14 protein-coding genes are annotated in these 13,000 nt (G+C 43.0%); all 14 read left to right on the forward strand.

Annotation, left to right across the window (positions count from 1 at the left end):
* Positions 1 to 95: 95 nt before the first annotated feature.
* The 14 genes from mutY (at position 96) to groES (ending at position 12,942) form a co-directional block, all read left to right on the forward strand.
* The gene (gene mutY / locus LKO28_RS08590) at positions 96 to 1,163 is read left to right on the forward strand and encodes an A/G-specific adenine glycosylase (protein ID WP_227694389.1); all 1,068 of its coding nucleotides are present in this window, start codon (positions 96 to 98) and stop codon (positions 1,161 to 1,163) included.
* 82 nt (positions 1,164 to 1,245) lie between these two features.
* Positions 1,246 to 1,689 carry a single-stranded DNA-binding protein gene (locus tag LKO28_RS08595; protein ID WP_227694390.1) on the forward strand — a complete coding sequence of 148 codons (444 nt, stop codon included), beginning with the start codon at positions 1,246 to 1,248 and terminating at the stop codon, positions 1,687 to 1,689.
* Between the two features lie 92 nt (positions 1,690 to 1,781).
* Positions 1,782 to 2,819 carry a phenylalanine--tRNA ligase subunit alpha gene (gene pheS, locus LKO28_RS08600; protein ID WP_227694391.1) on the forward strand — a complete coding sequence of 346 codons (1,038 nt, stop codon included), beginning with the start codon at positions 1,782 to 1,784 and terminating at the stop codon, positions 2,817 to 2,819.
* Between the two features lie 14 nt (positions 2,820 to 2,833).
* Complete coding sequence (locus LKO28_RS08605) at positions 2,834 to 3,415, forward strand: TetR/AcrR family transcriptional regulator (RefSeq protein WP_227694392.1); 582 nt, start codon at positions 2,834 to 2,836, stop codon at positions 3,413 to 3,415.
* 785 nt (positions 3,416 to 4,200) lie between these two features.
* Positions 4,201 to 5,613, forward strand: a complete 1,413-nt coding sequence (rlmD, locus tag LKO28_RS08610) for a 23S rRNA (uracil(1939)-C(5))-methyltransferase RlmD (protein ID WP_227694393.1) — start codon at positions 4,201 to 4,203, stop codon at positions 5,611 to 5,613.
* Positions 5,614 to 5,628: 15 nt separating this feature from the next.
* A complete protein-coding gene (locus LKO28_RS08615) occupies positions 5,629 to 6,021 on the forward strand; it encodes a hypothetical protein (protein WP_227694394.1) in 393 nt (130 codons plus the stop codon).
* Between the two features lie 64 nt (positions 6,022 to 6,085).
* Positions 6,086 to 6,850, forward strand: a complete 765-nt coding sequence (locus LKO28_RS08620; protein WP_227694395.1) for a hypothetical protein — start codon at positions 6,086 to 6,088, stop codon at positions 6,848 to 6,850.
* 96 nt (positions 6,851 to 6,946) lie between these two features.
* Positions 6,947 to 7,636: an OmpA family protein gene (locus LKO28_RS08625; protein ID WP_227694396.1), complete on the forward strand. Its 690-nt coding sequence runs from the start codon at positions 6,947 to 6,949 to the stop codon at positions 7,634 to 7,636.
* 131 nt (positions 7,637 to 7,767) lie between these two features.
* Positions 7,768 to 9,201 (forward strand): tRNA (N6-isopentenyl adenosine(37)-C2)-methylthiotransferase MiaB, encoded by a 1,434-nt coding sequence (miaB, locus tag LKO28_RS08630; protein ID WP_227694397.1) that lies wholly within the window; start codon positions 7,768 to 7,770, stop codon positions 9,199 to 9,201.
* A gap of 11 nt (positions 9,202 to 9,212) precedes the next feature.
* Complete coding sequence (locus LKO28_RS08635) at positions 9,213 to 10,472, forward strand: sigma-54 interaction domain-containing protein (RefSeq protein WP_227694398.1); 1,260 nt, start codon at positions 9,213 to 9,215, stop codon at positions 10,470 to 10,472.
* Positions 10,472 to 11,002 carry an LptE family protein gene (locus tag LKO28_RS08640; RefSeq protein WP_227694399.1) on the forward strand — a complete coding sequence of 177 codons (531 nt, stop codon included), beginning with the start codon at positions 10,472 to 10,474 and terminating at the stop codon, positions 11,000 to 11,002. Before LKO28_RS08635 ends, LKO28_RS08640 begins: the two co-directional genes overlap by 1 nt.
* Positions 11,003 to 11,007: 5 nt before the next feature.
* Positions 11,008 to 12,075: a hypothetical protein gene (locus LKO28_RS08645; protein ID WP_227694400.1), complete on the forward strand. Its 1,068-nt coding sequence runs from the start codon at positions 11,008 to 11,010 to the stop codon at positions 12,073 to 12,075.
* Positions 12,076 to 12,087: 12 nt separating this feature from the next.
* Positions 12,088 to 12,459 (forward strand): preprotein translocase subunit SecG, encoded by a 372-nt coding sequence (gene secG, locus LKO28_RS08650; protein ID WP_227694401.1) that lies wholly within the window; start codon positions 12,088 to 12,090, stop codon positions 12,457 to 12,459.
* Between the two features lie 207 nt (positions 12,460 to 12,666).
* Positions 12,667 to 12,942 (forward strand): co-chaperone GroES, encoded by a 276-nt coding sequence (gene groES, locus LKO28_RS08655; protein WP_227694402.1) that lies wholly within the window; start codon positions 12,667 to 12,669, stop codon positions 12,940 to 12,942.
* Positions 12,943 to 13,000 lie beyond the last annotated feature (58 nt).

The following is a 13,000-nucleotide window of genomic DNA, read 5'->3' on the forward strand; positions in this document are numbered from 1 at the left end:
CTAGTGGCGTTGCTCAAAATTAATGTAACAAACGATGGGAATAGCTGCTTTTAAATAGGTCACCTAACTTATCGAAAAAATAACCAACTTTGTGCATGTCTTTCGCTGTAAAACTGATGCAATGGTATGGTGAGCACGGTCGGGACCTGCCGTGGAGAGCTACACAGAATCCTTATATTATATGGCTTTCGGAGATTATCCTGCAACAGACTCGTGTCGAACAAGGCAGGCCGTATTTTTATCGCTTTGTGGATGCGTTTCCCAATGTGGCAGCTTTTGCCGAGGCCAACGAAGAGGATATCCTTCGGCTGTGGCAAGGTTTGGGGTATTATTCGCGCGCCCGCAACATGCATAGGGCTGCGCAGATGGTGATGCAAGATTTTCAGGGAATATTTCCGACGCGGTATGAGGAGGTTATTCGCCTTCCTGGGGTCGGAGAATATACCGCTGCCGCAATTGCTTCTTTTTCGGCAAATGAGCCGAAGGCAGTAGTAGACGGGAATGTTTACCGGGTGTTAGCGCGGTATTTGGGCATAAAAGAACCGATCAATACTTCAACAGGAAAAAAGCTCTTCGCTAGGCTAGCACAGGAGATGCTGGATATCCATAATCCAGGAGCTTATAATCAAGCTATTATGGATTTTGGTGCTTTACAGTGTAAACCCAAAAAACCGCTATGCGAGGCATGTGTTTTTCGGTTAGACTGTCGTGCATTACGGGAAAATAACGTAGAAGTGCTACCGGTCAAGTTAAAGGGAAAAGGGAGTCGAAATCGTTATTTTCATTATTTTATTGTGCGCGAAGCTGACCGGATGTTGATGGCTAAGCGTGGACAGGGAGATGTCTGGACAAGCTTGTATGAATTCCCTATGATAGAAACGGCAGCGGATGTATCCGTACCCGAGTTAATGATAAATCCCGATTTTACCGAATATTTTGAAGAGAATACTATTTTGAAAGTCGTGGACAAACCGGTGAAACAGGTTCTGAGTCATCAAAACATTTACGCCCGTTTTTATATTGTTAGCGAAGCAGGGATGGTAAAGGCGAAAAAAAAGGAGTGGGATTACCATTATTATGAAAAAATAGATAAATTAGCTAAACATAAACTTATATTCTCTTTTCTGGAAAAAAACGGTCATCTCATCTCGGCGACGTTCTAGGGTGAAATTATTGGTGTTCTTTCTAAACGTAGCGTGTATAGGGTCGTGAATTTACAATTGATTACTCCTAAATTATTAAAGTATGGCAAGTGTTAATAAAGTGATTTTAGTTGGGCATTTGGGGAAAGATCCCGAAGTTCGATATTTAGATAACAATGTGTCTGTGTGTAGCTTCCCTTTTGCTACTTCGGAGACCTATACAAAAGATGGCGTACGGGTTAAACACACCGAATGGCATAATATTGTGATGTGGCGTAATCTGGCGGAGATGGCGGTTAAATATCTTCAAAAAGGAAAACTGGCCTATATTGAAGGACGTTTGCGTACCCGAAATTATGAAGATAAAGAGGGGACACGTCGTTATGTCACGGAAATCGTAGGAGAGAGTTTTAAATTATTAGGTAGACCTTCTGACTTTGGACAAACCGGAAAGACGACAGCGGCGGATGAAGAAAAAAATGACGAAAAAGAAGAAGAGGTCGATTTTACCGAAAACAATGACGATACAGACGGTTTACCGTTTTAACGGCTCATTTGTAGGGTGGAAGGGCGTCTACGCCGTTGGATTTTGCGGTTATACGTTGTAATATTTTAATATTTTGCTGTATCTTTGGCACTATGTTGCAGGAGAAGATTAAGCAGTTTACAGCAGAAATAAAATCGTTTGTACCCGCCTCGGCCGCGGACGTCGAAAATTTCAAGTTAAAGTTTTTGGTGACCAAAGGTGTCGTTAAGGCATTGTTTGAAGAGTTTAAAACCGTCTCCGTCGAAGAAAAACGTACGTTGGGCAAGGTTTTGAATGAATTTAAGCAACTCGCTGAAAGTACCTATAACAGCGCGCAGGCCCAGTTTGCGCAGGTGGGAAAGAAACTAGAGCGTGAGGAAGGCGACTTAACGCTTCCTGGGGAGGGGTTCCAGCTGGGATCAAGGCATCCCCTTTCACTGGTTCGAAAGGAAATTGTAGAAATCTTTAAGAAGCTTGGTTTTATCGTTGCCGAAGGGCCGGAAATCGAGGATGATTGGCATAACTTCTCTGCACTTAATTTTCCTCCTGAGCACCCCGCACGAGATATGCAGGATACTTTTTTCGTAGAGAAAAAGACAGGTAATGATATTGCTTTACGTACGCATACTTCTTCGGTTCAAGTACGGATGATGGAAATGGGCAAACCGCCGTTTCGTGCAATCATGCCGGGACGTGTATATCGAAACGAAGCCATATCTGCACGGGCGCACTGCTTTTTTCATCAGATCGAAGGTTTGTATGTAGACGAAAATGTTTCTTTCGCTGACTTGAAACAGACCTTGTTCCATTTCGTACAGGAATTGTATGGAGAGGGGACCAAAGTGCGTTTTCGCCCATCGTATTTCCCTTTTACAGAACCCTCGGCTGAAATGGACATCTCTTGTACCATATGCAAGGGCGATGGTTGTCAATTATGTAAACAATCCGGTTGGGTGGAGATTTTAGGTTGCGGTATGGTGGATCCGAATGTTTTGGAAAATTGTGGTATTGATAGCAAAAAGTATACGGGTTTTGCATTCGGTATGGGAATTGAACGGGTTACAAACTTGAAATACGAAATCCGGGATTTACGCTTGTTCTCTGAGAATGACGTTCGGTTTTTATCCCAGTTTGAGACAGAGCTCGTATAATCTCCGAAGTCTATATGGAGTCTGATCTGGTCATATTATCAATAAAAAAGTCGGCACGCGAACTTTTTAGACGCTACGGATATAACAAAACCAGCGTAAATGAACTGGCAAAACAAGCCCGCATTGCGAAAGCGACTTTTTATAAGCATTTTGCCAGCAAAGAACTTATCCTCCACGCGGTATTGATGGATTATATCCGGGAAAACGTAGAGGATATCCTGAATAAGAATATTCGAGAGAAAGATCTTTCGACTTTTCTGGCCAACACCATCCTTCGGGTAAGTCGCGTGACTTACACCGTGTGTAATGAGTTTGTAGGATGGGAATTTATACGGGAATCCGCCAACGCGCAGGAATATCTGAAAACACTCTCCGATGACTTGGAATTTTTATTACTTAGCTCTTTCATACAAAACGAAACGATAGCCCTCACCGTACCCGAAGAAAGACTCACTTTTCTCATCAAGTCTAGTAAAAATATTGTGTTCTCCTTTGCTTTTACGGCGGTGACCGATGCCGATGTGCGTAAAAATTTCATTTCTTTTCAGAAAGAAATTCTTCCATATCTGGTACAAGCGACATTGCTAGAGTCGTAGTTTTTTCTTTCCCTTTTTTCTTGATAAAAAAAGGAACAAAAAATCAAGGCTTAATATAGTTTTGCTATTTTTCATCGTCTATTCCTAAACCGTTCTTCTTCATTTTTTCCTTGATGAAAAAACGAAGCAAAAAAATCAAGGCTTAATATAGTTTTGCTATTTTTCATCGTCTATTCCTAAACAGCATAAAACTCACTTCGTTCAGACATTATGCTGTTTTTAACGGAATAGCCTGCTGAAAAATGGCCGCAAAACCATATAAGGCCGATTTAATCCGCATCATCGCTTTTTATTACTGCTCGCGTTTATTTCCGCATATGTACGGTCCCTCCTTAACCTCTTGGGTCGCATCCAGATATTTGAGGTCTGTAGGAACTCTCCTTAGTACTATCCCATCCTCTCAAATATCTGAAGCGACGATTTTTTTCGTACTTTTTTCTAAAAAAAGTACAACTCTGTTCAGACATTATGCTGTTTTTAACGGAATAGCCTGCTGAAAAATGGCCGCAAAACCATATAAGGCCGATTTAATCCGCATCATCGCTTTTTATTACTGCTCGCGTCTATTGACGCATATGTACAGTCCCCCCTTAACCTTCAGGGTCGCATCCAGATATTTGAGGTGTGTAGAAACTCATCCTTAGTACTATCCATTATCTCAAATATCTGAAGCGACGAGTTTAGGGACAAGTGTTTGTTTTTTAGTGTCCCTGAGCTCCCTCCGGTCGGTTTGGTTCTTTTCACGGGGAAAAGAACAAACAAAAATCTGTATTTTTGCCCCCATTATGGGTAGAAGAATTCCACAAGACAAGCGGTCGATATCTGATGTGCATATTATCGATATAGCGGAAGAGGGTAAAGGAGTGGCTAAGCACGACGATTTGGTGCTGTTCATCGAGCAAGCGGTTCCGGGCGATATAGCCGATGTAGAGTTGTATCGGAAAAAGAAAAATTTTGCGGAAGGACGCTTGGTGGCGTTAAAGAAGCCTTCTAAGCATCGGGTAGAACCGTTTTGTCCGCATTTCGGTGTTTGTGGTGGCTGCAAGTGGCAGCATATGGATTATAGTGCGCAGTTGTTGTTTAAGCAGCAATATGTCGCAAATGCACTCCAACGCTTGGGTAAAGTCGATGTTTCTGCTATGGAGCCCATTCTGGCTTCAGCGGAGACAGCATATTATAGAAATAAACTGGAATTTACGTTTTCTAACAAACGATGGTTGACTTCCGTGGATGAAGAGGTGCAGCCGGATGATCTGCATGCCCTTGGGTTTCACGTGCCGGGTAGGTTCGATAAAATCTTAGACATTGATCATTGTTTTCTGCAACAGGATCCGTCCAACAGTATTCGGAATGCCGTCCGTTCTTTTGCGGTTGCGCAGGGTATATCGTTTTATGATCTGCGCGCACACGAAGGTGCGCTGCGTAACCTGATTATTCGTACATCTTCCACCGGGGAGGTGATGGTGATTGTCGTTTTTGCCTATCCGGAAGAGGGGCAGGTAGAAGCGCTGATGAATTATGTTAATGAACAGTTTCCAACGCTTACGTCGCTGCTTTATATCATTAACCAGAAACGTAACGACACGATTTTCGATCAGGACATCCATACTTTTAGTGGACGCGACTTTATTTATGAGGAGATGGAAGGGTTGAAATTCAAAGTAGGTCCCAAGTCGTTTTATCAAACGAACTCTACCCAAGCTTACGAACTGTACAAGATAACGCGCGAGTTTGCTGGATTGAAAGGCGATGAACGGGTTTATGATTTATATACCGGAGCCGGAACGATAGCCAACTTCGTGGCCCGTGACGCTAAGGAAGTGGTCGGCGTTGAGTATGTGCCATCTGCAATTGAAGACGCAAAAATCAATTCGCAAATCAATGGAATTGGTAATACTAAGTTCTATGCGGGCGATATGAAGGATGTGCTGACGGCAGATTTCGTACGCGAGCATGGGCGACCGGATGTGGTCATTACCGATCCACCGCGTGCAGGAATGCACGCCGATGTCGTGAAACGTATTTTGGAAATGGAAGCAGAAAAAGTAGTGTATGTAAGTTGTAATGCGGCGACACAAGCACGTGATTTAGCTTTATTGCAGGAGAAGTATAAGGTGGTGCGCATTAAGCCGGTGGATATGTTTCCACATACGCAACATGTAGAAAACGTGGTGCTTTTGGAGCTGCATACGGAATAATTTAATAATCGAATTATGGACATTGAAGATTTAATGGGAAGAGCGGGGTCTGCCGAGGATCCTACAGCAAATAGCCCGCTTAAAAGCTTAAAAGTTGATCTGGATTTTTATAGCGATTCCATCAAAGAAGTAGCTGCCGAATTGATAGCCGAGGGCTATACGTTGTATCCTATTTTTATAGCGCACCAGCATGAAGTTCATATAGGTGAAATGCTGTTAAATAGGGACGAATTAAATACACAGTGGTCTATACATGTGAGTTCGTTTGAGGAATTCGTGGATCGTGGCCTTATTAAAGAAGACCGTAAAGCACATTTTATTAAGCATTTTAAGAATACGAACGAATACATGTGTGTATTCGTTGTGGTGCCAGAAGGGGCAAACTTTGTTTTCTATCCGTATAATTAGGTTTTCGCTCGATTTAGAACTTTTTAACATTGGTTAGTCTAAATGTTTAACTACATTTATGTGGATGTATAGAGCTAGTAGATATATAGGGATACTGGTAAGCGGTATTCTTTTGCTGCTGACAGGATCGACCGGTACATACGCGCAGCAAGCGAGTGGCGTCTCCGGTATTGTAGTCGAAAAGGGGGGGAGCTCGCGGCTTTCTGATGTAAACGTAGTAAACCTACGAACAAAAAAGAGGACCCAGACCAATACCTTTGGTGTGTTTATCATCGAAGCATCGGTGGGGGACAGTTTATCGTTATCCAAAACAGGTTTTGGCCCCGTAAAGACCGTGTTGCATACGACCGAAGATATACTCATAGAGATGCAGGCGGGTTTGACTATCGAGACTGTTGTGGTAAGCCGGATGAGTAAAGAGGCCGAAATGCGCGATATGCTGGACGACTACCGCAAAAAGGGTGTTTATAATGGAGGAAATAATACGGTGGGCACGTATATAGGGAGTCCCGCAACAGCCTTGTATAATTTATTTGGGCGCGACGCTAAAAATGCGCGGCGATTTGCTAATTTGATGGATCGGGAACTGGACGAAAGTCAGGTAGACCGGGTTTTTAACAAAACTACCGTTAGTGCGCTAGTTGATTTGGAGGGCGACGAGCTGCAGTCGTTTATTGATATTTATCGTCCCTCATATAGTATGGTTAAAAACTGGGGCCAATACGATTTTATGCATTATGTGAAGCGCTCGTATGAAGCCTGGGATAGAAATGGGCGTCCTCGTTCGGAACGTTTACCAAAGCTGGAAATTCCCCCGCAGGAACGTTAATATCTTTATTTTTAGTGAATTAACGGATTTCGCGATATTTTGGCATCTGCTTTGTTTAAAGTAAACTAATTAATGTAAAAATAGAAATAATAAGTTATGAAAGTTAATAGAAAAATAGCTGTATATGGCTTGTCAGTAGCCACATCAGTAATGTTGTTTACGGGTTGTGCTGCGATACAAAACACGAGTAATACAACTAAAGGAGCTGCTATCGGAACGGCTGCAGGAGCAGGTTTAGGCGCGTTGATCGGCGGTAAAGCCGGGAATACTGCGGTGGGTGCTATTGCTGGTGCAGCTATCGGCGGTGTAGCCGGAGGATTGATCGGTAAAAAGATGGATAGACAGGCGAAGGAAATCGAGAATACCGTAGCCGGTGCGGAGGTTATTAAAGCCGACGAAGGTATCATCGTGAAATTTGATGAAGGTATTTTATTTGATTTCAACAGTTCGACCCTAAAATCTGCTGCGAAGACTAATATAGCGAAGCTCGTAGAAACATTGAATAAGGAACCTGGTACGAATATTTTAGTGGTTGGTCATACCGATAACGTCGGATCATTGGCTGCAAACCAGAAAGTTTCGGAATCACGTGCTGCCGCGGTAAGATCTTATGCTGTGTCGCAAGGGTTGAGTGGGTCGCGTATAAAAACAGAAGGTAAAAATTATTCGGAACCGATTGCTTCCAACGATACGAATGAAGGGCGTGCAGAGAACCGCCGCGTGGAAATTGTAATTGTTGCGGGTGACGATATGATTAAAGAAGCGCAAGCCGAAGCTGGAAACTAGTCATTTGTTTTTTTGTGTACGTACAAATGGAGAGCGCTGTTCAAGATGAACAGCGCTTTTTTTATATGCCCTGCCAAACTGTCATCAGTTTAAGTTTTTATTCTTAACTTTGTAGTCTTTTAGTTGATGCTATGATCGAATTACAACACACGACAAAAACACACGATGAGTCTCGCCAAGGTGAAGCTTTGGATATGCGGCCCACAGGACAATCTACCGGTAGAAAACTATATATTGAAAGCTATGGTTGTCAGATGAATTTCTCTGATAGTGAGATTGTTGCTTCCATTCTTGTGGATCGCGGTTTTGAAACCACCAAAGATTATAAGGAAGCGGATGTGGTGTTTATCAATACTTGCTCTATCCGTGAAAATGCAGAACAGCGCGTGCGGAATAGGTTGAAGGAGTTTGAATCCGCAAAAGCGAAGAATCCTGGTATGGTAGTCGGTGTTTTAGGCTGTATGGCGGAGCGATTGAAAGCAAAATTCTTGGAAGAGGAAAAATTGGTTGATGTTGTTGTTGGGCCGGATGCATACCGCGACCTTCCCAATCTGATTGAAAAGGTTGATGATGGAAGTAAGGCGGTGAACGTTTTACTCTCTCGTGAGGAAACCTATGCGGACATTAGCCCCGTACGCTTGAATTCGAATGGTATTTCGGCATTCATTTCTATTATGCGTGGCTGTGATAACATGTGTTCTTTTTGTGTAGTTCCTTTCACACGCGGAAGAGAACGAAGCCGCGATTGTGGTTCTGTCGTAAAAGAAGCGCAAGAGTTGTTTAATGCGGGCTATAGGGAAGTTACGCTACTTGGGCAAAATGTCGATTCTTATAAGTATACAAAGCCTGTAGCCGAGGGAGAAGCGCCTGAGCCGGCGGTGAACTTCGCACAGCTTTTGGCGATGGTTGCGGAAGTGAGTCCGGAACTTCGGGTGCGTTTCTCGACCTCACATCCCAAAGATATTACGGATGAGGTGTTGCACACGATGGCTCGTTACGAAAATATATGTAAATACATACATCTTCCGGTGCAGTCGGGAAGTTCACGGGTGTTGGAATTAATGAACCGTACTTATGACCGGGAGTGGTATATGGATAGGGTGGATGCCATCCGTCGTATTATTCCGATGTGTGGGATTTCTACTGACGTGATTACGGGTTTCTGCACGGAAACAGAAGAAGAACATCAGGAAACACTTTCGATGATGGACTACGTAAAATACGATTTTGCCTATATGTTTGCTTATTCTGAGCGACCAGGAACCTTGGCAGCTAAACGTTACGAGGATGATGTGCCCGAAGAGGTGAAAAAAAGACGTCTGACGGAGGTGGTAAATAAACAGCAGGAACACAGTCTTTATCGCTTGCAGAATTTCGTGGGTAAGGTTCAAAAAGTGCTTATTGAAGGATTTTCAAAACGCTCTGATGCGGACTATTGTGGACGAAATGATCAAAATACGATGGTTGTTTTTCCGGTCGATGAGCGTTTCAAGCCGGGACAATATGTAGAGGTGTTAGCGGAACGCTGTACATCCGCAACGTTGATTGGTAGGATTGTAACATAAAGTGCGGTTAGATGGATATTCAAGATATTAAAAATAGATTTGGAATCATCGGTAACTCGCCTTTGCTGAATCGTGCTATTGATGTTGCCTGGCAAGTGGCTCCCACGGATATATCGGTATTGATACAGGGTGAAAGCGGTGCCGGGAAAGAAGTTTTTTCCCATATTATCCACCAATTAAGCGCGAGAAAACATGGTGCTTTTATTGCTGTAAACTGTGGTGCGATTCCAGAGGGTACCATAGATTCTGAATTGTTTGGGCATGAGAAGGGATCTTTTACCGGAGCGCACGAAGCTCGGAAAGGATATTTTGAGGTCGTAGACGGTGGAACGATATTCTTGGATGAAGTGGGAGAGCTTCCACTGGGAACGCAAGCGCGTTTGTTACGGGTGCTGGAAACAGGAGAATATATTCGTGTGGGTTCGTCAAAAGTGCAAAAAACAAATGTTAGGGTCGTTGCCGCGACGAATGTTGACGTATATGAGGCTGTAAAAAAAGGTAAGTTTAGGGAAGATTTGTATTATCGCTTAAATACGGTTCCGTTAAGGATTCCGTCCTTGCGGGAGCGAAAGGAAGATGTCAATCTGCTTTTTCGGAAGTTCATTGTTGATTTTTCGGATAAATACCGATCACCGGGTGTGCAACTGACGCCGGATGCGCAAGAAATGCTCATGAATTATAGTTGGCCTGGAAATGTAAGGCAGTTAAAAAATATTGCAGAGCAGATTGCGGTGTTGGAAAAAGAGCGTGTAGTAGATGCTGCGATCTTATCCAAATACTTGCCGGTGGAACAATCGATGTCTTCGTTGCCTGTCTTTGTAAAAGATACCGGAAAAGAAGATTTTTCAGAGCGGGATTTATTGTATAAGGTTCTTTTTGATATGAAAAAGGATATGGTCGATCTGAAAAAATTAGTCGTAGAACTTCTGAAAGAAGGGGTGACGCCGGGGACGTATGAGCAAAATTCTCCTTATATCAATCAACTATACAATGAAGTCAAGCCTTCGGCCGGATATTTAGGCGAAGAAAGGACGCATCCAACGCTGACAATTCATAATCCGAATCAGGCTGCGAAGGGTAATGACTATATGTCCTACGATGCACAAGATGCGGAAGAAGTAGAAGAATCCCTTTCGCTCGTGGAAAAGGAATCCGATTTAATCAAGAAGGCCCTCAAAAAACATAAAGGGAAACGTAAAGCGGCTGCTCGCGAATTAGGTATCTCCGAGCGTACATTGTATAGAAAAATTAAGGATTTAAATTTAGATTGATGGATACCAAAAAAATGAGCTTTAGGTATATTTATCCTTTATTTGCTGTTGTGATCGGTTTCTTATTGAATGGCTGTGGGGTTAACTATAGTTTTACAGGTGGATCTATTCCTGAAAATATGAAAACGGTACATGTGGCTTATTTTGAAAATATCGCGCCAATGGTTTACCAAACGTTAGGTCAGAATTTTACAGAAGGACTAAAGGAACGTATCCGGAACCAATCCAGATTGAGTCAGGTCAACGGCGAAGCAGACGCCATGTTCGAGGGTGTTATCACGGGCTACGATATTGCACCAGCAGCTGTAGAGGCCAATACAGACCGCGCTGCCTTAAACCGGTTGACCATTACGGTTAAGGTAAAATATACAAACCGTTTGGATGACACAGGGGATAGCGATTTTGAACAGTCCTTTTCACAATTTAGAGAGTTTGCTGGTATGATACAGGGGCAGGAAGAAAATCTGACCCGGGAAATAATCAATTTGTTAACAGAGGATATTTACAATAGAGCATTTGCTAACTGGTAAGAATTATGGAAAATCAGCCGTCGCCACTTATGCACTTATATCACCAAGCTTTGGTTAATCCAAAAGGTGTTGCTTTGATCGACTTTGAGAAATTGCTTGCTCGGTACCCTTATTCGCAACCCTTATACTTTGCTTTAGAAAGACGTCGTTTCTTGGATAATCAATCCGCTAATCCGATAGGTAGCCGAGCTGTTTTATTAGCAGGAAATGCTGGCTGGCTGGCGGAATATGTCCGATCGCCGATAGAAGAAGTGCCTGTGATTGAAGTTGAGGACGATGATTATGTGCCTTACGAAGATATTGAGACTTCCTCAGATGCGGAGAGGGAGCATCCTTTAGAAGAAGAAAGTTTAGCGGGAGAAGAAAGCAAGCAAACCGAGGAACGCCCAGAGGTGGTCGCAACGGCAGCAGATGAGGAAACCGAAGATAAAGATGTTTTAGAAACCTTGGTTCAAGAGGGAATTGGCGGGGGCGATTACTTTGCTTTACACAATCAAGAAGTAAATTCGGAACAGCCGGAAGCGGAAGCGTATGCGCAAGAAGATATCAGTCTTTACAATGATGAGTTAATGCCCTATAGCTTTCGCTGGTGGTTGCATAAAACCCGACTAGAACATGCAGATACGTATCAACCCTTTTCCAGCCCGGTACTTCCGGTGGCCAATAAATCATCATTTGATCCTGTTGAATTGGATCGTGTCATTCTGGATCAACAGATTCGGGAGCATATTATTCATCTCCAAAAGCCCGAAGATAAACTGAGCGACGAAGTTAAACATCGGGAGGCGGCATCGCAGGGGCCAAATAAAATCACGGAGGTGATCGAACGATTTATTCGAGAAGAACCGCAGATACAGCCACCACAACCCGAAAATCTGAATGTAGAAAACAAAGCGAGAAAGAGTTCCGAAGAGCAGTTTGATCTTGTAACAGAGACCCTGGCAGGGATTTATAGTGACCAAGCCATGTACGTGAAGGCGATAGAAGTCTATAAAAAATTAATTTTGAGATTTCCAGAAAAAAAATCGTATTTTGCGACCCGAATTAAGGAGTTGGAAGAAAAATTATATTAACAACATAAAACAATGCAAACATTTTTAATCGTCCTGATCATATTGGCAAGTGCTTTATTGGGATTTATCGTATTGATTCAAAACCCCAAAGGAGGGGGCTTGGCATCAGGGTTCGCAGGTAGCTCAAATTTAATGGGTGTACAACGTACTGGTGATTTTTTAGAAAAGGGAACATGGGGCTTGGCAATTGCATTGATGGTATTTTGTTTAGCAATGAATATTTTGGGACCTTCGACAGGAGGAAGACCAGGTGGTTTAGGGGATCAGATTGATGCGCCGGCGCAAACTTCGCCGCTTAACCTTAACCCGAATCCGGCCTCGCAGGGAGTTGCACCGACAGTAGAGTCTCCTGTTTCGACGGCGCCTGCTGATAGTGCAAATTAAGATAATTTGTTCTGTATGATATTTGATGACCCCACAGTAAGCTGTGGGGTTTTTTGTTGAAATGCTGTCTTGTTTAGCTGACAGGCTGGCACGGAGCAGTGAAAAAATGGCAACAATTTCACTGTTTTTCTATTTGGCATAGTTGGTGATAGGGAAATAACAGAGTTTAAAATTAAATATCAAATAATAAAAATAAACGAGATAATTATGGCATTAAGTATTAAACCTATCGGAGACAGAGTTGTCGTAGAGGCAGCTCCAGCAGAGGAAAAGACAGCATCAGGAATCTACATTCCGGACACCGCAAAAGAAAAACCTTCGCAAGGTACTATTGTTGCAGTCGGATCGGGTAAACCAGAGGAACCCCTAACTGTTCAAGTAGGCGATAAAGTTTTATACGGCAAATATGCCGGTACAGAGATTACCTACGAAGGCAAAGAGTATTTGATCATGCGTGAATCTGATATTTACGCGGTCCTGTAAATCAAAGGATAAGAGCAATATTAAAAGAGGAGTTAGTAGATTGTACTTTAACGACTAA

It is taken from the genome of Sphingobacterium sp. FBM7-1 (genome assembly GCF_020687765.1).
Lineage (GTDB): Bacteria > Bacteroidota > Bacteroidia > Sphingobacteriales > Sphingobacteriaceae > Sphingobacterium.